Source organism: Wocania arenilitoris (assembly GCF_021728535.1).
In the GTDB taxonomy this organism is placed as follows: domain Bacteria; phylum Bacteroidota; class Bacteroidia; order Flavobacteriales; family Flavobacteriaceae; genus Wocania_A; species Wocania_A arenilitoris.
In genome coordinates this window covers 24,947-48,567 of the sequence record NZ_JAKKDU010000001.1, presented here as the reverse complement: position 1 = coordinate 48,567, position 23,621 = coordinate 24,947, and the positions used below count along the sequence as shown (strand labels likewise).

Annotated in this window: 22 protein-coding genes; 3 read left to right on the top strand and 19 right to left on the bottom strand. The window is 29.6% G+C overall.

Annotation, left to right across the window (positions count from 1 at the left end):
* Positions 1–73: 73 nt before the first annotated feature.
* Together L3X37_RS00215 and L3X37_RS00210 are read right to left on the bottom strand one after the other, a co-directional pair.
* Positions 74–1,096 carry a glycosyltransferase family 9 protein gene (locus L3X37_RS00215; RefSeq protein WP_237238126.1) on the bottom strand — a complete coding sequence of 341 codons (1,023 nt, stop codon included), beginning with the start codon at positions 1,094–1,096 and terminating at the stop codon, positions 74–76.
* A 48-nt stretch (positions 1,097–1,144) separates the two neighbouring features.
* Positions 1,145–1,753: a DUF4254 domain-containing protein gene (locus tag L3X37_RS00210; RefSeq protein ID WP_237238124.1), complete on the bottom strand. Its 609-nt coding sequence runs from the start codon at positions 1,751–1,753 to the stop codon at positions 1,145–1,147.
* 74 nt (positions 1,754–1,827) lie between these two features.
* Between L3X37_RS00210 and upp the strand changes: the two genes are divergently transcribed.
* Entirely contained in the window at positions 1,828–2,487 is a 660-nt protein-coding gene (upp, locus tag L3X37_RS00205) for a uracil phosphoribosyltransferase (protein ID WP_237238123.1), read from the top strand.
* Here upp and L3X37_RS00200 read toward each other — a convergent pair.
* Entirely contained in the window at positions 2,476–3,399 is a 924-nt protein-coding gene (locus L3X37_RS00200; RefSeq protein WP_237238122.1) for a DUF6427 family protein, read from the bottom strand. The two genes, upp and L3X37_RS00200, sit on opposite strands and share 12 nt — an antisense overlap.
* 70 nt (positions 3,400–3,469) lie before the next feature.
* Here L3X37_RS00200 and L3X37_RS00195 point away from each other — a divergent pair, with 70 nt between their 5' ends.
* Positions 3,470–3,697: a DUF6341 family protein gene (locus L3X37_RS00195; RefSeq protein WP_237238121.1), complete on the top strand. Its 228-nt coding sequence runs from the start codon at positions 3,470–3,472 to the stop codon at positions 3,695–3,697.
* Here the strand turns inward: L3X37_RS00195 and purD are convergent.
* Positions 3,692–4,963 (bottom strand): phosphoribosylamine--glycine ligase, encoded by a 1,272-nt coding sequence (purD, locus tag L3X37_RS00190; RefSeq protein ID WP_237238120.1) that lies wholly within the window; start codon positions 4,961–4,963, stop codon positions 3,692–3,694. The two genes, L3X37_RS00195 and purD, sit on opposite strands and share 6 nt — an antisense overlap.
* A 36-nt stretch (positions 4,964–4,999) precedes the next feature.
* Between purD and L3X37_RS00185 the strand changes: the two genes are divergently transcribed.
* Positions 5,000–6,373, top strand: coding sequence for a phenylacetate--CoA ligase family protein (locus L3X37_RS00185; RefSeq protein ID WP_237238119.1), 1,374 nt, complete (start codon positions 5,000–5,002; stop codon positions 6,371–6,373).
* Between the two features lie 8 nt (positions 6,374–6,381).
* Here L3X37_RS00185 and L3X37_RS00180 read toward each other — a convergent pair whose 3' ends face one another.
* The 15 genes from L3X37_RS00180 to asnB form a co-directional block, all read right to left on the bottom strand.
* Entirely contained in the window at positions 6,382–7,125 is a 744-nt protein-coding gene (locus tag L3X37_RS00180) for a glycosyltransferase family 2 protein (protein ID WP_237238118.1), read from the bottom strand.
* Complete coding sequence (locus L3X37_RS00175; RefSeq protein ID WP_237238391.1) at positions 7,125–8,477, bottom strand: undecaprenyl-phosphate glucose phosphotransferase; 1,353 nt, start codon at positions 8,475–8,477, stop codon at positions 7,125–7,127. Before L3X37_RS00175 ends, L3X37_RS00180 begins: the two co-directional genes overlap by 1 nt.
* A 2-nt stretch (positions 8,478–8,479) precedes the next feature.
* Positions 8,480–9,466: a UDP-glucuronic acid decarboxylase family protein gene (locus L3X37_RS00170; RefSeq protein WP_237238117.1), complete on the bottom strand. Its 987-nt coding sequence runs from the start codon at positions 9,464–9,466 to the stop codon at positions 8,480–8,482.
* A 10-nt stretch (positions 9,467–9,476) separates the two neighbouring features.
* A complete protein-coding gene (locus L3X37_RS00165; protein ID WP_237238116.1) occupies positions 9,477–10,634 on the bottom strand; it encodes an ATP-binding protein in 1,158 nt (385 codons plus the stop codon).
* A 92-nt stretch (positions 10,635–10,726) separates the two neighbouring features.
* Positions 10,727–12,127 carry a UDP-glucose 6-dehydrogenase gene (locus tag L3X37_RS00160; RefSeq protein WP_237238114.1) on the bottom strand — a complete coding sequence of 467 codons (1,401 nt, stop codon included), beginning with the start codon at positions 12,125–12,127 and terminating at the stop codon, positions 10,727–10,729.
* A gap of 18 nt (positions 12,128–12,145) precedes the next feature.
* Complete coding sequence (locus tag L3X37_RS00155) at positions 12,146–13,042, bottom strand: GDP-mannose 4,6-dehydratase (RefSeq protein WP_237238112.1); 897 nt, start codon at positions 13,040–13,042, stop codon at positions 12,146–12,148.
* Positions 13,026–14,060, bottom strand: coding sequence for a GDP-mannose 4,6-dehydratase (gene gmd / locus L3X37_RS00150; RefSeq protein ID WP_237238110.1), 1,035 nt, complete (start codon positions 14,058–14,060; stop codon positions 13,026–13,028). The genes L3X37_RS00155 and gmd overlap by 17 nt, the downstream gene beginning before the upstream one ends.
* Before the next feature lies 1 nt (position 14,061).
* Positions 14,062–15,210 (bottom strand): glycosyltransferase, encoded by a 1,149-nt coding sequence (locus L3X37_RS00145; protein WP_237238108.1) that lies wholly within the window; start codon positions 15,208–15,210, stop codon positions 14,062–14,064.
* Positions 15,207–16,250: a glycosyltransferase family 4 protein gene (locus L3X37_RS00140; protein ID WP_237238106.1), complete on the bottom strand. Its 1,044-nt coding sequence runs from the start codon at positions 16,248–16,250 to the stop codon at positions 15,207–15,209. Before L3X37_RS00140 ends, L3X37_RS00145 begins: the two co-directional genes overlap by 4 nt.
* Positions 16,247–17,485 (bottom strand): O-antigen ligase family protein, encoded by a 1,239-nt coding sequence (locus L3X37_RS00135; protein WP_237238104.1) that lies wholly within the window; start codon positions 17,483–17,485, stop codon positions 16,247–16,249. The genes L3X37_RS00140 and L3X37_RS00135 overlap by 4 nt, the downstream gene beginning before the upstream one ends.
* Positions 17,485–18,744 carry an O-antigen ligase family protein gene (locus L3X37_RS00130; protein ID WP_237238103.1) on the bottom strand — a complete coding sequence of 420 codons (1,260 nt, stop codon included), beginning with the start codon at positions 18,742–18,744 and terminating at the stop codon, positions 17,485–17,487. Before L3X37_RS00130 ends, L3X37_RS00135 begins: the two co-directional genes overlap by 1 nt.
* A gap of 76 nt (positions 18,745–18,820) precedes the next feature.
* Positions 18,821–20,026 (bottom strand): CDP-glycerol glycerophosphotransferase family protein, encoded by a 1,206-nt coding sequence (locus L3X37_RS00125; RefSeq protein WP_237238101.1) that lies wholly within the window; start codon positions 20,024–20,026, stop codon positions 18,821–18,823.
* A 17-nt stretch (positions 20,027–20,043) separates the two neighbouring features.
* Positions 20,044–21,288, bottom strand: a complete 1,245-nt coding sequence (locus L3X37_RS00120) for an oligosaccharide flippase family protein (RefSeq protein ID WP_237238099.1) — start codon at positions 21,286–21,288, stop codon at positions 20,044–20,046.
* Between the two features lie 50 nt (positions 21,289–21,338).
* Positions 21,339–21,782, bottom strand: a complete 444-nt coding sequence (locus tag L3X37_RS00115; protein ID WP_237238098.1) for an FAD synthase family protein — start codon at positions 21,780–21,782, stop codon at positions 21,339–21,341.
* Between the two features lie 15 nt (positions 21,783–21,797).
* A complete protein-coding gene (gene asnB / locus L3X37_RS00110) occupies positions 21,798–23,615 on the bottom strand; it encodes an asparagine synthase (glutamine-hydrolyzing) (RefSeq protein WP_237238096.1) in 1,818 nt (605 codons plus the stop codon).
* Positions 23,616–23,621: the final 6 nt, after the last annotated feature.

The window sequence follows — 23,621 nt, the reverse complement described above, 5'->3', positions numbered from 1 at the left end:
GCAGGAATCTTATTAATTGACCCTTTATTGTTGTAAAATGGATTGCTGCCTTCGCAGGAATGATAAAACATTTTTAGATAATAGACACAATTTTTTTAACTATCGTTTCAGGTGTAATACTTCGTGAAGCTTCTTTGTAGTATTCTGGATATTTGTTTCCGTAAACTGATGTTGGTATTTTAGGATATTTATTTCTATCAGCAAGTAAAGCATAATCTTCAGGTTGATTGAATGGAGCAAAACCAGCATACGGATGGGTTACACCCCAAATAGTAATTACTTTTACACCTAACATGGCAGCAATATGGGCATTCCCAGAATCCATAGACAGCATAGCATCTAAATTTGAAATGATGTCCATTTCTTCATCAAGTGTTAATTTTCCAGCAATATTAACGGTGTTTTTAAATTCATTTTCTAACTCATTTAATAATGCTATTTCGTGTTTTCCGCCACCAAATAAAACCACTTTGTAATCTTTTGAAAGCACTTTAATAACTTGCTTCATCAAATCTAAAGGGTACATTTTACCTTCGTGAGCTGCAAAAGGCGCAATACCAATTCTTTTTTTAGAATCTTCGCCTAAAATAATTTGAAGCTTAGGAGTTAAAAGCGCTTTTTTAGGAAAAACGGGAGTTAATAAATTTAAAGGAAACCCTAGTGTTTCAAAAACATCGGCGTAGCGTTGGTGGGTGGTTTTTAATTGTTTGAATAGTTTCCCTGAGGTTAAAAGTCGTTTTTCTTTTCTGCCTTTATCAATGGAAACAAAGCGTTTACATCTTATAAACTTTTTTAGAATCTTGCTTCTTAAAACACTGTGTAAATCTGCAATAGCATCAAAATGATTTTCCTTATTAAGTTGGCTTGCTAATTTATACAACCCATAAATGCCTTTGTGTTTGCCTTTAACATCAGCTTCAAATACCGATACATTTTTCAAACCTCTAAAAAAAGGCTTAAAAAAAGCTCTGGTTAAAACAGTTATTTTTACTTTAGGATATTGATGTGTTAAAGCTCTTAAAACTGGAACAGTCATAGCAACATCACCCATGGCTGAGAGGCGAATGACTAGGATGTGTTTTGGCTCTTTTGGCATCTCAACAAAGTTGATGAGATCCTGAAACGAGTTCAGGATGACAAAGTCTTATTTCTGACTTCTTAAAACAGGATTTAGCTCATCGTCATTATACATCTTCATTTGCTTGTAAACCTTCATGTATTTATCACCGTTTTCAATATCGCTTAAAAGTGTATCGATAGCTGTAGATAAGTCAACACGTTGCTCTAATAAAACATCTAATTTTGTTTGGCATGCTGCTTTGTGTTCCGCAGAAGCGTCATTACGAGTAGCTTCCTCATTCATATGGTATACTTTTAAAGCCAAAATAGATAATCTATCAATTCCCCAAGCTGGACTTTCGGTATTTATAGTAGCCTCGTTTTTTACAGTAACGTTTTTATATTTTTCCAGAAAATAACTATCAATATACTCAACCATATCGGTTCTGTCTTGGTTTGATGCATCAATTTGTCGTTTTAAAGTTAATGCAGCAACAGGGTCGATTTGTGGGTCGCGAATAATATCTTCGTAATGCCATTGCACTGTGTCAATCCAACATTTTCTATACAAAAGATGTTCTATTAAATGAGAACTTTTGTTATACGGATTTTCAAAAGGTTGGTCAACTGTATTAATTACATGGTATTTTTCTATAACGTCTCGAAAAATTGTATTGGCTTTAGTTGTAAACATGTCGTATTTATTTTAAAGTGTAAATATACTTCTAAATAATTAACTTTACTATTTCACAATAACAAAAACCTAAGATGTACATTCATAATTTATCTCAACAAAACTCTGTATTAAATACCTTTATTTCTGAAATAAGAGATGCTAATATTCAAAAAGACAGCATGCGTTTTAGGCGAAATATTGAGCGCATTGGCGAGGTTTTGGGCTACGAAATGAGTAAATCATTAAATTACAAAACGGCAACTATTAAAACACCACTGGCAAATTGTACTATGGATTTGTTAGAAAATGATATTGTTTTATGTTCTATTTTAAGAGCTGGTGTGCCTTTACAAAATGGTTTGCTTAATTATTTTGATAGGGCTGAAAATGCTTTTATATCGGCTTACGGACATCATAAAGAAAATCCTGAAAGTTTTGAGATTGTTGTAGAATATTTAGCTTGCCCAGATTTAGAAAACAAAACCTTAATTCTTGCCGACCCTATGTTGGCAACGGGTCAATCTATGGTGGCTACTTTTGAAGCTTTAAAGCCTTTTGGAGCACCTAAAGAAGTACATTTAGTTAGTGTAATTGGCGCTCAAAAAGGTATTGATTATGTAAGTGATGCATTTAATAAAAATACGCACTTATGGATTGCTAGTATTGATAAAGTTTTAAACGATAAAAGCTATATTATTCCAGGCATTGGAGATGCTGGAGATTTGGCTTATGGTAGAAAATTACAACAGTAAAATTACAAACGGCACTATAATTATTACCAAAAGAAACAATTCTTTAAACCACTTTTCTTGAACTATTTCAATGTAATTAGCCATTATAATAGCTAAAGGTGAAAATAAAAATAAAAACTCACTACCATTTTTATTTGGTGCAAATACAATAATTAAAAACCCAAGAATTACAGCAAATAAAACCACGTAGTAAGATGGCCTGAAGGCTTTCTTTTTTTGTTTTATATTTTTTATATAGAAAATTGAGGCCCAAGAGCCAAAAGAAAACAGCATGGTTATTATAACTACATATTGCAAGGAATTGTAATTACTAAAATTGTAACTTACTTCTGGTAGGCTATTAAAAATTTCAAAATAACTATCGTAGCAAATTATAGAAATACTAATTGTAATTAAAAAAACAGTTAATAAACCAGAAAACGGAATAAGCCAATGCCTAATATTATTATCTGTATATAAAACTAAGGTTACAATAATAAGCACAAAAAATAATATAGACCAAAAGTAAAATAGTGCTGCAATGGCAAGCCAAAAAGCAGCATCAAATAATTTTTTTTTAACGTTTGTTTGAGAACGTAAACTTATTATTCGTCTATATCCAAGCAACACAAAAAAGTTAGCATAAATAATATCGGGATTGCTTAATGTTTGAGGAAGGGCTAATAAAAATAGGCTATATAATACAATCTCATAATTACTTCTTTGTGTTAAACTGTTTTTGCCTACAATAAAGCTTAGTACCAAAATAGAGAAGAAGCAAACAAAGAATAAAAAGCTTTGAGTTAAAAAAAATGACCCTGTAATTGGTGCTTTAACATATTTTACATTAAGCGTAATAAAAGCTAAAAGCGTAATAAAAAATACAATAGTGAAATTTATTGGCTTAGATTTATTAAAAATGCTTGTTATCATTAACTGTTTTTGTATTTTTGCTACGTAAATATACTAACTATAAATTCGGTTAGAAAATAATATAATTACCATGAAAGATTTCTTTTACGCTATACAAGATTTATTTGTTGATGTGCTTTTTGCTCCTTTTGATGCTTTAAGAGTATTAGAGTTAGATAACTGGTTTGCAGCAAATGTAATTTCTTGGCTTTTTCTAATTATCGGTTTTGTTGCTATGCTTTATTGGATGAATCAACTTAGAATTTTTGATAAAAACAATGAAGAAGATAAAAGTATATCTTCGCATTCATTTCTATAAATCGAAACCAATATCTTTACGATAATTCATCTTATCAAAATGTAGTTTTTCTATACTTTGGTAAGATTTTTTTATGGCTTCTTTATAAGTATCACCGTATGATGTTATAGCCATTACACGACCGCCAGACGTTACTATTTTATTATCTTGTATTTGTGCGCCCGCATGAAATGGTATTGAATGTTCAATATGTTCAACACCAGAAATTTCTTTTCCTTTTTCGTAAGCTTCAGGATAACCGCCAGATACCAGCATAATGGTTGTAGCTGCACGTTCATCAATTTCTATATTAATTTTATCTAGAGTCTGGTTAGCCATGGCTTGTAAAATTTCCACAAAATCATTCTTTAAACGTGGTAAAACCACCTCGGTTTCAGGATCGCCCATTCTAACATTGTATTCAATAACTTTTGGGTCGTTTCCTACTTTAATAAGACCAATAAACACAAAACCAACATAAGGCAAATTATCTTTTTTAAAACCGTTTATCGTTGGTTTTACAATGCGCTCTTCAATTTTATTGAGAAATTCATCGGTTGCAAATGGTACTGGAGATACAGCTCCCATTCCGCCAGTATTTAAACCTGTGTCGCCTTCTCCAATACGTTTATAATCTTTGGCTGTTGGCAAAATTTTATAGTTTTTGCCATCAGTTAGTACAAAACAGCTTAATTCTATGCCATCTAAAAACTCTTCAATAACCACTTTTGTACTTGCTTCTCCAAACTTAGCATCAACCAACATGCTTTTTAATTCGGCTTTAGCTTCATTCAAATCATTTAAAATAACCACGCCTTTTCCTGCTGCTAAACCATCTGCTTTTAAAACATAAGGCGGATTTAGTGTTTCTAAAAATGTATAGCCTTTCTCAACAGATTGTTTTGTGAAACTTTGGTAAGCTGCAGTTGGAATATTATGACGAAACATAAACTCTTTGGCAAACTCTTTACTGCCTTCCAATTCGGCTGCTTTTTGTTGTGGACCAATAACAGAGATATGCTTTAAACTGTTATCATTTAAAAAGAAATCGTGCACGCCTTTAACCAAAGGGTCTTCTGGCCCTACAACAACCATATCAATACTTTTTTCTAAAGCTAAGGTTTTAATAGCTTCAAAATCGGTTACACCAATGTTTACATTAGTTGCTATTTCTGCTGTTCCAGAGTTGCCTGGAGCTACATATAAATTTTTACATAAAGGACTTTGAGCAATTTTCCAAGCAAAAGTGTGTTCTCTTCCTCCAGAACCCAATACTAAAATATTCATTGTGGTGTATTTTTTCAGAAGACAAAAATAAAACTAATGCTACTAAAACACGAATATTTTTTATTTACTTTACAAAAATTATCTTTTCTTTTGAAATTATTCGATCTTACGTTAAAACTAAAAGGCTTCCCTCTTAAAGAAGCTAAAACGCAACTGGAATTTATTCAAAATAAAAATGATGATGACTTTAAATCTTATCAAGAAACTAGAAAACAAGATATTGTTTTATATCATTTAAAACATAACCCTTTTTACAAAGTGTTTGCAAAAAACACTAATCCTTTAGATTGGAATAGTGTTCCTGTAATAACAAAACAGGATTTACAACAACCTTTAAAAAATAGGCTTTCTGAAGGGTTTTCAAAAAAAACCATTCACATTCATAAAACTTCTGGCTCTTCAGGAACACCTTTTATTTTTGCCAAGGATAAATTTTGTCATGCCCTAACTTGGGCTATTGTTGAAGATAGATACGGTTGGTTTAATATAAACCTCAATACATCTAAGCAAGCTCGTTTTTATGGTATTCCGTTACATAAAAAAGGTTATTACAAAGAGCGTTTAAAAGATGCTTTAAGTAATCGTTTTCGATTTTCGGTTTTTGATTTGAGTGATGCGCAACTTTTTAAAAATGTTGAAAAATTTAGAGAAACACCTTTTGATTATATAAATGGTTATACAAGTCCTATTGTCCTGTTTGCTAAATTTCTTAAAAAAGAACACATTTTTTTAAAATCTATTTGTCCAACTTTAAAAGTATGTATTACAACCTCTGAAATGCTTTTTGAAGATGATAAAAAACTTCTAGAAACCCAATTGGGTATTCCTATTGTTAATGAATATGGCGCTGCAGAATTAGGTATAATAGCTTTTGAAAACACAAAAAACGAATGGCTTTTAAACACAGATGATTTGTTTGTTGAAATACTAGATAGTAAAAATAATGTTTTGCCTCTGGGAGAAAAAGGGCGTATTGTAATAACATCACTATACAATAAGGCTAACCCGTTTATTAGATACGATATTGGAGATATTGGAGCGTTATCAAAAGATGGTTCAAATAAAAAACTAACACTTAAAAAGTTGACAGGTAGAACTAATGATGTTGCCATTTTGCCAAGCGGAAAAAAAGCCTCTGGATTAACCTTTTATTATGTTACAAAAAGCATTATTGAAGATGATGGAAATGTAAAAGAGTTTATTATTGAGCAACAGCAATTAGACACTTTTAAAATTATTTACACAAGCACTAAAAATATTTCTGAAGCCAAAAAAGACATTGTTAAAGCAGAAATGGAAATGTATTTAGAAAAAGGGTTAACTATTATTTTTGAAAGACAAGACACTATAGACCGTTCTAATAGAGGTAAATTGAAACAATTTTCATCCAAAATAAATCAAAATTTATAATTCTAGAATTAATTCTTGTACTTTAAAATACCGTAAAATACCCAAGCAATAAAATAATAAATAGATTGGATTATGTTTAAATTCTCAACCTTTCTATAAAAATCCCATTGCGATTTAATAAGCTTCCATTTATTCCGCGATAATGAGTTTTTTCTAATTCTATAAATAGCTAATGGTTCTTTAATTCCGTAAGCAAACTTTATTTCCTTTAAATATTGCAACCATAAGCCCATATCTTGACGTTTTCTTACTAAGGGCATATACTTTTTACCCAAGACTTCAATATTTATAAAAGCTGTTAAACAGCTGATAGAATTTGTTTTTAATATATCGCTATAGGTAACTTTTAAAGGCACAATAAAATCCTTTAACAAAGGGTTTAAATTTTCGTCCAGACGCTTGTACGATGCAAAAACAAAATTGATTTTAGAAGTTTTTATGGTTTGAATACTTTTTTCAATAAAATTTGGGAACCACAAATCATCTGCATCTAAAAAGGTTAAGTATTTGCCTTTGGCTAATTTAATACCTTCGTTACGGGCAACTGCAGAGCCTGAATTTTTATTAAGCCTTATAATTTTAATTCGATTGTCTTTTGGTAAACATTGCAACGTGTTATCTGTTGAAGCATCATCAATTAATATAATTTCAAAATGTTGGTGCGTTTGATTGAAAACACTATTAAGCGTTTCTAAAATGTACTTTGAAGAGTTGTACATTGGAGTGATTATACTTACCAATTCGTGTTGCATTAGTATGCTTTTTCTTCGCCTTTTAGTGCATTCAAAAAAGTTTGTAAAGTAATTTTTAAATCTAATAGCAACGACCAGTTTTCAATATAAAAGATATCGTATTTTACTCTGTTTATAATATCTTTATCAACTTCTATTTCGCCTCTAAACCCACTTATTTGTGCTAATCCAGTAATTCCTGGTTTAACGAAATGACGCACCATAAATTTGTCTACTTTTTGTGCAAACATGTTTGTATGGCTAACCATATGAGGTCTAGGCCCAACAACGGACATATCGCCAAATAACACATTAAAAAACTGTGGTAATTCGTCTATACTAGTTTTTCGAATAAACTGCCCTATTTTAGTGATTCGCTGATCTCCTCTAGTTGCTTGATGTAAGTGGGCATTTTTATTTGGGGTCATTGATCTAAACTTGTAACAGTCAAACTCCTCATAATTAAAACCATTTCTTGATTGTTTAAAAAACACAGGGCCCTTGGATTCTAGTTTTATTAAAATGGCTAAAATTGGTGTTAACCAGGATAGCACAAAAACAATAATAAAAGAAGAAAATATAATGTCAAATAATCTCTTTACAAATTTATTTAAGGATTCCTGAAGTGGAATAGCGCGTAAAGATAAAATTGGGATATAATCATAATACTCGTACTTAAGTTTTTTAGTAAAAATATCTTTATTATCTGGAATAAACTTTAGTTCTCTTAAGTTGTTGTCTGCAAAATCAATCAATCTATTAATTTGCTGATTAGATAACTCAGCTATAGAAAAATATATTTCGTCAATGTTATTGTCAATAATATAATTAAAACACTCTTTTAAAGAAAATTCATCTTTATTAGTGTCAAACTGTTTTATAAACTTATAACCAAAATCAAGCCTATTATTAAAAATTTGTATTAGTTGTCTGGTTTTTTCATTTTTACCAATAACAATAACATTTCTTGTATTACCTCGTAAAACTGACCTGTATCTTTTAAGTAAAATAAAAGTTAAAATTTTAACAACTGAGATTAGCACAAAAACTGCTATTAAGTAATTTGCTAATCCTAATCTGCTTATGTTAGGTTGCTTGAAAAGACCTATATAAGTATACATTATTAAAGCGAAAAAAAGTATTTGCCTAATTAAAAGTGGTATAATTTGAATTATTCTAGTATGCCTTTGGACTTCGTAAAAATTGTTTTTAAAAGAAATTATTATCCAAAGCAATGATAGATAGCCAACAAAAAGGTAAACATTGGCGAGGTTTAGCTGAAACAAAAAAACAACAGCAACTATTATGCTTAAATCTACTAAACCAAATAATGGTTTCATAAAACTTGAATATCTGCTTTTATTATAATGCATCATTATTTGTTAATATAACTAGAAAAATCTTTATGCTCACTTTTATACAGTTCTTCTTTTGATAATGCTTTAAAATACTCAAAGGTTTTTTTCATGCCTTCTTCTCTACCAACTTTAGGCTCCCAATTAAATAACTTTTTTGCTAAAGTAATATCTGGTTTGCGTTGCATGGGATCATCTACTGGCAAATCTTTATAAATTACTTTTTGTTTTGTTCCTGTTAACTTAATTATTTCCTCAGCAAAATCTTTAATTGTTATCTCGTTTGGGTTACCTATGTTTACAGGGTATGAATAATCACTTAGTAATAATCTGTATATGCCTTCTACTTGATCATCTACATAACAAAACGATCGTGTTTGCATTCCGTCTCCAAAAATAGTTAAATCTTCTCCTCTTAAAGCTTGTCCCATAAATGCAGGAATTACTCTTCCGTCGTTTAAACGCATTCGTGGGCCATAGGTGTTAAATATTCGAACTATACGCGTTTCAAGCCCATGAAACCTATGGTATGCCATGGTTATGGATTCTTGGAAACGTTTTGCTTCATCATAAACCCCACGAGGACCAATAGCATTTACATTACCATAGTAATCTTCGGTTTGTGGATGCACTAATGGGTCTCCGTAAACTTCAGATGTTGATGCTATAAGTATTCGTGCTTTTTTGGCTTTTGCTAATCCTAACAAATTATGAGTGCCTAAAGCGCCTACTTTTAAAGTTTGAATAGGGATTTTTAAATAATCGATTGGGCTTGCTGGTGATGCAAAATGGAGAATAAAATCTAACCTACCTTCGATTTTTATAAATTCAGTAACATCATGTTCTATAAATTCGAAATTTGGATTAGATTCTAAATAATGTAGGTTTTTTTTATCACCTGTAATAAAGTTATCCATTCCAATAACTTTATAGCCCTCATGAATAAATCTATCACATAAGTGTGAGCCTAAAAACCCAGCTGCTCCTGTTATTAAAACTTTTTTCAATACTTATATTTTAATCTTTAATTTTTTTATTAATCAAATCTAAAGGAATTACTTCAAAATTATGGCTTCTTTTTTGATAATCTTCGCCTCCATAAATGATTTTCCCTCCTTCATACCCTGTTAAATTATTCCAATACTTTAACCCTTTAAAATAATCACTTGTAATGGTCTTTCCAGATTTTATTTCAACAGGTATTAATTCATCAAAATTATCTATTACTATATCAATTTCATTTCCTTTACTATTCCTCCAAAAATACAAGTTATTTGCTTTTCCTTTATTTAATCTTTGTTTTAAAAGTTCAACTATAACCATGTTCTCAAACAAATTTCCTTTAAATGGATGCAAATTTAATTGATTAGCATCCTGAACTCCTAATAAGGCACTCGCTAACCCTACATCGTAAAAATAAAGCTTAGGCATTTTTACAACACGCTTATTAAAATTATTATGATGGGGTTGTAATCTAAATAAAATAAAGCTGGCTTCTAGAACCCCTATCCAAGATTCAATGGTCTTACTATCTACGCCTACTTCAATTCCTAAAGCATTTTTATTTAGTAATTGACCTATTCTGCCAGCACATAGTTTTATAAATCTTTCAAACACAACTAAATTTTCAATTCCTTTTAATTGCCTTACGTCCCTTTCTATATATGTTTTAATGTAATTTAAAAACCATTTTTGGGTTTCAAAAGGTTTGTCGTACAATGGTGGATAAAATCCTTTAAAAAGTTTTTCGTGAATGGTTCTTGGGGCTATATCTTTTATTTCAGATAACGAAAAAGGTAATAAGTTTAAATAACCCAGTCTGCCTGCAAGACTTTGTGTGATGCTTTGTTGCAATAAAAAGTTATTGGAGCCTGTTAGTATAAACTGTGCTGTTTCATTGCTTTCATCTAAAATTTGTTGTAAATATGAAAACAACTTTGGTGTTCGTTGAACCTCATCCAGTATAGCACCTTTTGAATATTGTTCCAAAAACGCTTTTGGATCTTCTAAAGCAAAACCTCTTGTGTCTAGATTTTCTAAACTTACATAAGGTTTATCTGGAAACACTAATTTTACCAATGTTGTTTTCCCTGACTGTCGAGGGCCAACAACAGCTATCGCCTTATATTGCTTAGATAAATTTAAAAGTTCTTTATGCGCTTCTCTTAAAACCATATACAAAGGTACTTAAAAAACGCACAATTTCGGAATTGAATTCCGAAATTGTGCGTTTTTTTTATAAAACATAATTAATCCTCTCTTAAAATTTACTTCCCGCTACCAATTTTGTAAAATGTAAATCCTATGTCTTCTAATTCTTTTTTGTTTAAAATGCCTCTTCCGTCAAAAATAAAAGCTGGTTTTTGCATATTGCTATAAATCTTTTCCCAATTATAGTTTTTAAACTCATCCCATTCGGTTAAAATAGCTATAGCATGTGAGTTTTTACAAGCTAGATAAGGGTCACTTTCTACAGTGAGTAAGCTTTTATTTTCTTCTAATGGCCGTGTTTTTAAGTCATCTAAATCAGCAAAAATTCTTTCTTCTACAACTTTAGGATCGTAAACCGCTATTTTGGCTTGTTCATTTAATAAATTATCTGCAACCTTTATAGCAGCAGACTCCCGAGTATCATTAGTATCTTTTTTAAATGCCCAACCTAAAAATGTTATTTTTTTGCCAGAAACGGTGTTATACAAAGTGCTAACAATATTATCTGAAAAACGGTTTTTTTGGTAATCGTTCATAATAATTACCTGCTCCCAATAATCAGCCACTTCATTTAAACCATAGCTTTTAGCAATATAAACAAGATTTAATATGTCTTTTTGAAAGCAAGACCCGCCAAAACCAACAGAAGCATTTAAAAATTTAGAACCGATTCTAGAATCCATTCCTATAGCCTTCGAAACTTCTCTTATATCTGCTCCTGTTTTTTCACATATTTCAGACATAGCGTTTATAGAAGATACACGTTGAGCTAAAAAGGCATTGGCTGTAAGTTTTGAAAGTTCCGATGACCAAACATTGGTTGTTAATATGCGTTCTTTAGGAACCCAATTAGAATATATCTCTATTAAAGCTTGTATGGCAATTTCTCCTTCCTTGGTCGAAGTATCACCACCGATTAGCACTCTGTCTGGGCTTAATAAATCCTGTATAGCTGTTCCCTCAGCTAAAAATTCTGGGTTTGATAAAATTTGAAAATTTACGCCATTACCAACATTGTCTAAAATACTTTTTATAGCAGATGCCGTTCTTACTGGCAAAGTTGATTTTTCAACAACTATTTTATCTTGTTTTGCCACTTTAGCAATTTGACGCGCGCATAGTTCGATATATTTTAAATCGGCCGCCATGCCTTTCCCTTTTCCATAGGTTTTTGTTGGGGTGTTTACTGAAATAAAAATCATTTCAGCTTCATCAATGGCTTTGTTTACTTCAGTTGAAAAGAACAAGTTCTTTCCTCTTGTTTCTTCTATTATTTCTGCCAACCCTGGTTCGAATATGGGAAGATTATCAAGGTTTTTAGAATTCCATGCAGCAATTCTTTCTTCATTAATATCTACTATAGTAACTTTTATATTTGGGCATTGCTTAGCTATTACCGCCATGGTTGGACCGCCTACGTAGCCAGCGCCAATGCAGCAAATGTTTTTTATTTTCATCTTAATCGAATAAAAGTTTTAATGTTTATACATTTTTTTTAATGTGCCTTCTATTTTATAATTACTCGAAAAATCTCCAATTACCGAAATCAACTTTTTATTTGAACCAATAAGGGTTTTAATTTCATTTTTTCTAATAAAATCTGGATTTACAGTAACATCTATTTTATAGTTTGCTAAATTCTCCATTGAATTGATAATATACTTAATATTAAGTGCTTTACCACTGCATACATTAATAATGTCTGATTTTAAATTAGAGATTAAAAGTTTTTCATAGCATTCTATAACATAGTCAACATCATTAAACTCTCGGTAAACATCTATATTTCCTAACGAAATATCTGATTTATTTTCTTTAAAATGTGATACTATTTTTGGTACTAAAAAATGAGGTTCTTGTCCAATCCCAGTATAATTAAATGGTCTAGTAATTATTATATTTTGTTTTTCAAAATATGATTTTATCATATTTTCCATAACCAATTTACTGTTGCCATAATGATTAACTGGTTGAGGACACATGGATTCGTCTAATTCACCTTCAATATTTCCGTAAACAGCGGCACTACTAGCAATTAGAATTTTATTTGGAATGTAATCTAATTTATTTAAAGCTTCAAGCAAATTTAATGTGCCAAATATATTAACATTATATATGTTTTGTTTGTCTTTTGATGCAACAAAAGAAATGGCCGCTAAATGAACCACATACTCTGGTTTAATAGTATTTAGAATACTATGAAAATCTTCTTCTTTTAGAATATCACAAGGAAAATGTTTTGGATTGTCTGACTTGTTTAAAGTGGTTCCAAAAACTTCAAAACCTTTCTGTAAAAGATGTTTTTCTAGATGAACTCCTGTAAAACCATTAATGCCTGTTATAAATACTTTTTTTTTAGAAAGTGCTTCCATTTTCATTTCTTTCGATATCCTTTTTAACCATCATATCACATAATTCTTTAAGTGTTGTTTTAGGTTTCCATTCAAGCTTGTCATTAGCTTTAGAAGCATCTCCAATTAACAAGTCTACCTCAGCAGGTCTGTAAAACTTTGGGTTTACTTTAATTAGTGTTTTACCTGTATTTGCGTCTATTCCAATTTCATTTTCTTCTTTTCCTTTCCATTCAAGGTTAACATCAATAGCATTAAAGGCCAATGATACAAAATCTCTAACTGTTTGTGTTTGGTTTGTTGCTAAAACAAAAGTTCCTGGTTCATCAATTTGTAACATCCTGTACATTCCATCAACATATTCTTTAGCGTAACCCCAATCTCTTTTAGCATCCATGTTACCTAGTTCCAACAAATCTTGTTTTCCTAAGTGAATTTTGGCAACAGCATCTGTAATTTTTCTAGTTACAAATTCCTTTCCTCTTAACGGAGATTCATGGTTAAATAAAATTCCACTTGTAGCGAATAATCCATATGATTCTTGATAATTTAGTGTCGCCCAATGTGCAAATACTTTAGCTACGCCGTATGGACTTCTTGGATGAAATGGAGTGTCTTCATTTTGTGGAATTGCATGTACTTTCCCAAACATTTCAGATGTTGAGGCTTGATAAAATTTTATCTTAGGATTAATTGATCTTATAGCTTCAAGTAAGTTCATAGCTCCAATTCCAGTAATTTGCGCGGTGGCAATTGGCTGTGTAAACGACACGCCTACAAAACTTTGTGCTGCTAAGTTATATATTTCATCGGGTTCAATTTCTGAAATAATTCTATATGCGCTAGATAAATCAATTAAGTCATATTCCAATAAGGTTAAATTTGGGTGTTGGTCTACAGCTAACTCTTCTATTCTCCAAAAGTTAGTCGAACTTGTTCTTCTATAGGTTCCATAAACTTTATACCCTTTATCAAGTAAAAGTTCAGCTAAATATGCTGCATCTTGACCTGTTATACCTGTTATTATAGCTTTTTTCATTTTATTCTTTTTCTTTCCAATTATTATATAATCTTTCTACTGTTTCTTTGAATTCATTTTCAAATCTTTTAATGCTAAATTGTTCTGCATTTTTTCTAATAATTTCTTTATTAAATAATGACTCATTTTTTTCAAAATAACTTAGAGCTTCTATAAGGGAATGTACATTTTGATTATCAAAAAATATCCCTGTTTCTGTTTCAGAAATCATGTTTTCACTTGGAAATGTTCCGTTTATAGTTTCAAGGGCACCTCCTTTTCCATAAGCAATAACAGGAACTCCACAGGCTTGAGCTTCAATTGGGGCAATCCCAAAATCTTCTTCGGCAGCAAAGATAAAGGCTCTTGCTTGTTTTATCAACTTTTGCATCTCTTCTTTTTCAACATATCCTTTAAGGTCGACATTTGAAGCTGCTAGTTTTTTTATTTTTTTATAATCTGGACCATCTCCAACAACAATTAACTTTTTATTAGTCTTTGAAAAAGCTTCAACTATTAAATCAATTTTTTTATAAGGAACCATTCTTGAGCAAGTAATATAATAATCACTTGTATTTGTAGTTAACGTAAATGAGTCCGTATCAACAGGTGGATAAATTACAATGGATTCTTTATTATAGATTTTTTTTATTCTTTTAGCCACATAGTTAGAAATTGCTATATAATAATCTGGCCTGTTTGCTGTTGAATAATCCCATAATCTTAATTTAAACAAAAAATATCTAGCAAAAAAACCTTTTATTCCTTTATCTAGCTTTGCTTCTTTAATATATTGTGAATATAAATCCCATGCGTATCTTACTGGTGAATAAACATAAGATATATGTAATTGATTAGGTCTAGTTAAAACACCTTTTGCAACAGAAGATGATGAAGAAATAACTAAGTCATAACCTGTTAAATCTAACTCTTCAATAGCAAGAGGAAAAAGAGGTAAGTAACTTCTATACTTTGTTTTTCCAAAAGGAAGTTTCTGTATAAAAGTGTTTTTTGTAGGCTTCCCTTTTAAAATGATATCCCTATGTTTTTGTGATAAATTATCAATTAAAGAAAAATGGTCAAAATCATCCCAAATATTATTAAAACTTTCAACACATCTTTCTGCTCCACCATATACTGTATACCAATCATGGATTAAGGCTTTTTTCATATTAACTCTTCAATTATAGATTTTAATTTACTTGTTGAATCCCCCCAATTATAACGTTTTAAATTTATAACACCAAGATTTCTAAGTTTCATCATTTTATCCTTATTATTTATCATTTCTTCCATTTTAATCTTTATACTATCTGTTGATCTTGGATCAAAATACTCGACAGAGTCTTCATAAACTTCTGGTAGAGAAGTAACGTTAGATATAATACATGCACAGCCACAAGCTTGAGCTTCTAGCGGAGGAATTCCAAAACCTTCAAATAAAGAAGCATATATAAATAATTCTGCTTTATTATAAATATCAATCAATTCGTCATCAGTCAAATATCCCGTAAAGATAATATTATCGTTAATAATTTTTTCATTTAATTCAACATTAGAAAATGTTTTGCTTTTTTTACCTACAATTACAAGTTTATACTCAGATTCTATTTTATTAAATGCTTTAATAACTCGCTCTAAATTTTTTCGAGGATCAATAGATGAAACCGTTAAAATAAATTTTTCTCGTTTTAAATTTTTATTAATAAATTTATTTGATGGCGCTGCGTAAATAACATTAATTTTACTATTAGGTATTTTATAAGTTTTAACAATATCTTGCTTTACATAATTGCTATCTGTAATTATTCTCTTAGAGTTCTTTAAACTTACAGGAATTAAAAAGTTATATAATTTTTGAAATGAATAAGAAAACCATTCTGGATGATGTTTAAAAGCTAAGTCGTATAAGAACATTATTTTATTTTTATAAAATATTGGAGCTATGCCAACGAAATTAATTAACATTGGGTTTTTGTTTTTCTTTAAAAAAGCGGGCAAACTTATTTGTTCCCATAGTTGCCCTTTAAACTTACCTACAAAAACAATATCTATATCATTATTTAATTTGTTAATTATAGTTTCATTAGGAGCAATAAAAATAAGTTTCTTATTTCCTATTTTTTTTGGTAATCTGCTACACACTTCGAAAGCGTACCTTTGTACACCCGTCATTCTTTGAGTTAAAAACCTAGCATTAATAACTATCATTGTTTACTATTTAAATTATGTTTTAATTTTTTATTGAATAAAATAGAGTAAGCAAATAAACAATTAAAAGTGGTAAATAAAACTATTCCTGTATTTCTTACTAAAATATTTTCTGTGAGAAACACTAGATAAAATAAGATTAAAAAATTAAGGTACTCTTTGTTTTTATTTATAATAGCAATTCTTAAAAAATATGCAAATGAAAATAAAATTATCACCAATCCTATTACTCCAAATGACAAAATGTAATCAAGGTATTGATTGTGAGTATTGTAATTGGTTTTATGAAATGCATTAGTATTAAATTTTTTATAACATTCATTTAATTCTTGTTGTATATCACCAGGCGAATACCCCATAATTGGTGTTCCCTTAATTAACGAAAAAGAACAGTTATAAATAGCCATTCGTAAATTAAATGAATTATAGTAATCTCCTTTAGGATAAATATGTTTTGTGCTTACAATTTCATTTACTCTTTCTTTAATTGGAGATAAATAAGTAATTACTCCAAGTCCAAAAAAAGATAATAGCACAACTACAACAACTTTTCTTTTGTTTTTAATTTCTTGAAAAGCTAATAATATTCCAACTAACAAAATAGATAGAATTACTCCTTTAGAGCTTGCTATAATAATCCCTGTTATGAATAATAAAGATAAAAAGACATTCAGCCACCGATTTTGAAATCTATTATAAAAAAGCAATAATAAAGCCACTGCCATTATTAAAGAAAAATATATAGCATGCTCTCCAATAACTGGTGTTAATTCAATAGCCTCTCTAAGCTTTATATTAGCAAAATAAGTGTTTTGCTGATTGAAAATATTATCAGTATTAAAAAGCAAATAAATCATTGTAATAACTACAGAAAAGGCAGAAGCGATTACAAATATTTTATTGAAATTTCTAATTTGAAGGGTTGTTTTAAAAGGCTTTAATATAAAAATTGCTATAGGCAAGACACAAAAGGACAATGTTTTTTCAACATACTTCAACCCTACCTGCAAATTATCTGTCCATGAAAGAGATATTAAATACATTAAAAAAGGCAGTAAAAACAATAGAATAACACCTATATGTGTTATTCTATTGTTTTTGTCTTTATGATAAATTGAACTTAAAAAGGATCCTAAAAGAAAAACTATAATAACAAAGCTTACCATAAACAGGGACAAAAGAGGCAAAAGCGCTAATATGTATATATATTTATCCTTTAAAAATTTAAAGTTCATTATATAATTCTTTTTTGATAGTTAATTGCATATGGAATAGCCAAAAACACCCAAATGAATAGCATTATAAAAGAAGGAAATGCGTTAAATGAAATCAAAATTGCAATAATTCCTCCTGTAATAATATCGTTTTTGTTTTTAAATGCCAGTATCAATGTTTTTCCTAAAAAAACTATAAAAAGGAAAAAGCCAACGATACCATACTCAGACCATACTTCTAAATATACATTATTTGTAATACCTCTTTTATTTTTTCTAATAATAAAGTCGTCAAACCATTCAGAAGGATTCTTCACTACTTTTTTATAATCATTATAATAATCATAGTGGAGAGCATAATTATAAGGACCAACTCCTATCAGTGGATTATCAATCCCTTGCTTAAAAGCAATTCTACCTGTTAAATATCTATCTACTTTTGAAAAGTTTCCATTGGTAAGATGGCTAACAGGTTGAAATATTTTTGCTTTTACATAATATTGAAAAAACTCTGTTCTAGTGGAAAATAAAATTATAATAAAAATTAAAGGGTAAATGATTAAAACCTTTCCTGTAAATAATTTTTTTCTATAGATGTAAATTAAAAAAAATCCTCCACAAACGATTGAAATCGTAGACATAGTTGTGATAATTGTAAACAATAAAAACCAACCTGTTTTTGCTTTTCCATTAAAAAAGGCAACTGCTGAAGATAATATTAAAAAAAGTCCAAAAAAGTTTCCTTCTCTAAATGTTCCACATCTAATTATCCCAAATAAATTTTGAGGAGATGATTCCATACCAAATAATTTTATATAAGGGAACCCTAGTGCCGAAAAAATAAATAAATACCAAGAATAACAAGCCGCTATAACAGCCCCTATAACCCAATATTTTAAAATACTTTTGCTCCTTGAAATGAAAAATAAACTAATAAAAAATGCAATTATGTTTAAAATTATATAACAAAGTCTTAAAAAACTATCTCCAAAAGCACTTATCCTAAAAGGTATTTTTTTTAAAGGATACTCATATTGCCAGAAACTATTTATTACAAATGAAAAAAGCGCCCATATTAAAAAAAAGACTAAAGCCTTACTATTTAAAACAAAATATAAATATTCTTTAGACACATATCCCACTAGCATATATAGTAAAATCATTATCATTAATAATAATTCTGAACCTTTTAAAGGGAATCCTATATTTATAGTAAGTGCTTGTGTGAAAGGTAAAAAAAACAAGAACAAGCAAAAAAACGTAGTAAATTTAACTTTCATTATTATGTTTTGAATGAACTTAAATACGATTAAATATCTTACTCATTATTCTTTAAAAATACATTAATGCCTTTTATTAAACGGGGTCATAATTTAATACAAAATTAAACATCTTTAATTTTTGTTTCCTTTTTTCGACAAAATCATCCTTGTTTTCTAAAATATTTGACATAACCTTGAGGGTGTTTTTCCATGATTTACATATTGTACCAATATCTAGGCCTTCAAAATCGTAATAAAACTCAACTTTATCAGCATACTCCTCTAAATCATGGCACATAAATATTATTGGTCGATTTAACAATAGAAAATCAAAAAATACACTTGAATAATCAGTTATCAATACGTTTGTAAATTTAAGCAAAGGATACGGATCCGAGTATGGATATATTAAAATATTTTTGAACTCTTGTGTAATATCATTTAATAAATTAAAATCTAAAAAATGAACTTTTATAACAAAAAGACTGTTGCTATTTTTGCAAAAGGCATTCATTTTTTCCAAATCTAAACCCGAGTCCTTAATTATATCTATAATCGTTTTATTAAATTGTTTCCTTTGAGTTGGTAACCATGAAATTATATTTTTATAAGTATTTCTAAGTTCTAAAAGCATTTCTGCCTCTGGGAAAAAATTTTTATATAATTTAAATGTATCATCAAAGCAAAACGTTCTAGGCTGTTGTGATAAAACGATGTTATCTTTTATCTTATTATTTCTAAATGATTTAGAAAATGGTTCTACATAATTATCCTTTGCCTTTTTACATGGTGCCATTAAAACATCACATTTCATATAATATGCATAAGGTAGCCATTTGGAAATAAAAAGCTTAATTTTACCCGAAAGACCTTTGTCTGTCCAGTCTCCACCATATCCAATTTTCCTTAATGGCATTCCGTGCCATAATTGAATGATTTTCGACCCACCAATTAATGCTCCATTAATGTCACCCAATTGATGAGAAATATATGCCTTTGATGCTCTTAAAGTTATATATATACCTATATAAGAATATAGAAATTCCGCAGGAAGCCCTTTTGAATTTAATTCTTTAACAACATTTCTGTTTTTTGATACCCAAACAAGGTTTAAATCATTTCTTTCTTTACTATAATAGTCTATATAATAATACTTTGAATTATCTGCAAAATGCCTCCCTAACGAAGAGCCTATTACAGCTAAATCTTTTCTCTTTGGGAAGAATATTGAAATATAGTAAACCGGAAACCCAATGCCTATTTTTATTATTGTTTTTAACCCCTCTAGAATCCTTCTCATCTCTTCAATTAGATTTTTTATTTATACAAACGTTGTTGTTTTAAAAACTTACTAACTCCTATAAACCTAATTCCTAAAACAATAATTTGAGTGAAAATTAACAATAATACCATTAAATAAATTGAAAGGAAAGAAGATATAAAGACCAAAATAATTACGTGAATTATGCACGCAATAACTACACTATAATTTGCATATTTTTCAAAACCAAAAGCACCAAGTAACGGATAGCCTATAAAAGTAGCAGGCACAATGATTAACGATAAAAAGCAAAAATATTTTAATAAAACAGCACTTTCTTCATAGCCTTCCCCAAACACAAAATAAATTATTTCACTTGAAAAAAAGATTGTGATTAAGCTAACAAAAAAATTAAAAATTATAGCTGATAAAAAAACTTTTTTAAAGAGTTTTAAATCTTTTTTTTGAACCATATGTGGGTAAATAGCATCAGACAATGGACTATAAATTACTGTCATCGCAGTAAATAACCTTTCTGCGACCCCAAATATACCTGCATAAAATTCTCCAAGAACTAGTCCTACAATAAAGTTATTACTTGATGTGTATAAAGCGACTGATGCTCGAGAAAAGAAGTATTGCGTGCTATTCTTTATTTGTTCAATTATATTAACCCATTTTGTAAAATAAAAAGAAACACCAAATTCTTTATAAGCAAAAATTAATGATAATATACCTGCAAGAATGAATCCAATAGAATAGAGCAATGGAACAAAAATAAAGTCTTCAGAATTTTTTATAAAAACAAAAATTAAAAGGGTAAATAATGACTTTGACACCAAATTAACTATAGTTATATATTTCATTTTTTCCATCCCTTGAAACAACCAAGTAGGTGTTAGCGCTTGGCCTATTACTATGCCAAAACCCATAAAATAGGTAGCCTTATTGGCTGCTAAAACAGGAACATAAATCACCAATATTAATAAAATAAACAGCAATATTATTAACAGTCCAGCTTTTACTAACAAAATACTACTAAAAATAGTATTTATCTTTGAAGTATTGTTTCTAAATAATGAAATTTCTTTTGTAGCTGATAAATTAAAGCCGTAATCACAAACCACTGATAATAATTGCATTATGGAATAAACCATTACCACAACTCCATAGTTAGAAACTCCAAGAACTCTGGTTAAGTAAGGCAATGTGACAAATGGTAAAATAAGATTAACTCCTTGTAATGTAGAAAGCGCTAAAAAATTTTTTACTAATGCATGCTTAAAATAAGAAAGTTTCATCTAATTAATTAACTAATTATGTTCAAAGCTTCTAGATTGAGGTTAAAAAATTACTCTTTTTCTCTTAAGTTCTTTAATGTTTTATTTATTAAGGTAGATGATGTTCCTTTCGTATAAGGGAAGTAGATGATTTTTACACCTACTGCTTTAAATTTTTCATCTAAATCTTTCCATTTTTCACTCTCAAACCAATCGTCTCCAACAAACATCACATCAAATTTAAGACGCTCCCACATTTTAAATTTATCCATGTCATTTTGAGGAACTACGGCATCAACATGCTTTATGTTTCTAACTATTTCCATGCGCTCTTGATGCCCAATTACCGCCTTTTTGTTTTTATAAGCAACTAACTCATCAGACGTTACTCCTACAATTAGTTTATCACATAGACCTTTAGCGTTTTTAATTAAATTTAAATGACCAATATGAAACAAATCATATACACCAGATGTGTACCCTATCGTTGTTTTCTCATCTCCTCTTTTATACATAATTCTATTTTATTATTACCACTTCCACTGTTTGTTAAAGTAGTTTCTTTTAAATAATTCTATATTAATAAACATCCAGAGAATTTGTCCTGCTCTAGATTTAGTTTTACTTTTTTTAATTAAATCGTTAACGACTCCTTCTTTTAACCAGTTCGCATTAGGTAAAAGTTCTTTAGCTAAAGATTCTAGGTTATCAAACCATTCTGTTAAAGGCACAGGAAAACCTATTTTTTTACGTTCAATAATTTCTTTAGGGAGGTATTTATAAGATAGTTTCCTGAGTAAGTATTTTGGTGTATCTAAGGTTTCGCTATATTGGTTAGAGTTCATTGACCTTGCTTGCTTTTCAGCAGCATCATTTATCCAACGCAATTTTAAATCGTAAGGAATATTATTATATGAAAATTCAATCAAGTTATGATCTAAGAAAGGTACTCTAGCCTCAACAGAGGTTTGCATAGTTGTCATGTCTACACGCTGTAATAATCCTTTTACGTGATACTTATGAAAGAACTTAAATATATTTTCTTCGTTAGAGCTTTTGCTGAAATTAGCTTTTATCTCAATATCAAACTCGTCTCTATAGCTTTTAGGCGTATTAATTAATTGATCTCTCATAGATCTTGGTACATACTCGTATTTTGAGATAAAATAATCGTAAAAAGATTCGTTAGTGCATTCATTTGCATAATCAAAAGGTGCTCTAAAAATTCGGCCATATCCGCCCATTAATTCATCGGCGCCTTCACCTGATAATACTACGGTAATTTTTTCTTTTAACTTGCTTGACATTACCGCTAGAGGAATTTCATTTGGCACTCCCAATGGTGCATCTTTAAAATTAATAAGGCGTTCCCAATTAGCTATGTAATCTTCCTTCTTCATTAAAATTTCATGATGCTCGGTACTATATTTTTCAGCAATTATCTCAGAGTATTTAAATTCATTTAATTCTTCAAAACCTATGGTATAGGTATTTACTTTTTCTTTTTTATTTAAAGCGGTAATAGCGGTAATAAGACTTGAGTCGACTCCTCCACTTAAATAGGTGCCCAATGGAACATCTGAGATAAGTCTATATTTAATTGCTTTGTTTAATTCCTCATCTAGCTCCTTAATAATTTTCTCTTCATTATACTCCTTAGACATATTAAATACCTTAGGAATTTCCCAATATCTATTTTCAACCGAGGTCAAGTCCTTTTTTATAGATAAATAGGTGCCAGGGTTTACTTGAAAAATATTTTTAAAGAATGTATAAGGTGCGCGTATATATCTATTTGCTAAATATTCATCCACCGCTTCTTCGTTAAATTCGGCCTCAACTAAGCCACTTGAAAGTATTGCTTTAACCTCAGATGAAAAAATTAAATTCTCCCCATTGTTATAAAAATAAAGTGGTTTTATTCCTAATCTATCCCTAACTAAAAATAAGTCCTTTGTTTCTGAGTTATATATTGCAATGGCAAACATTCCATTAGCTTGATTAATAAACCAATCTAAACCTCTTTCTTCAACTGCTGCTAGTATCACTTCTGTATCAGAAGTTGTTTTAAAATTATAATTTTTAAGCTCTGATTTTATTTCTTCAAAATTATATATCTCTCCATTAAAAACGATGTGCCAAGAGTTCCTATTTGAATGCATTGGTTGATTAGACACATCTCTTGTATCAATAATACTTAATCTTCTATGACCTATTGCGAGATTATCCTCTTTATATATCCCTCCTGCATCTGGTCCTCTATGCTTAATTGAAGTATTCATTTTCTGAATTCTTTCTTCAATATTTAAAATGTTATTTATTGAATATATTCCTGTTATTCCGCACATTAAAAT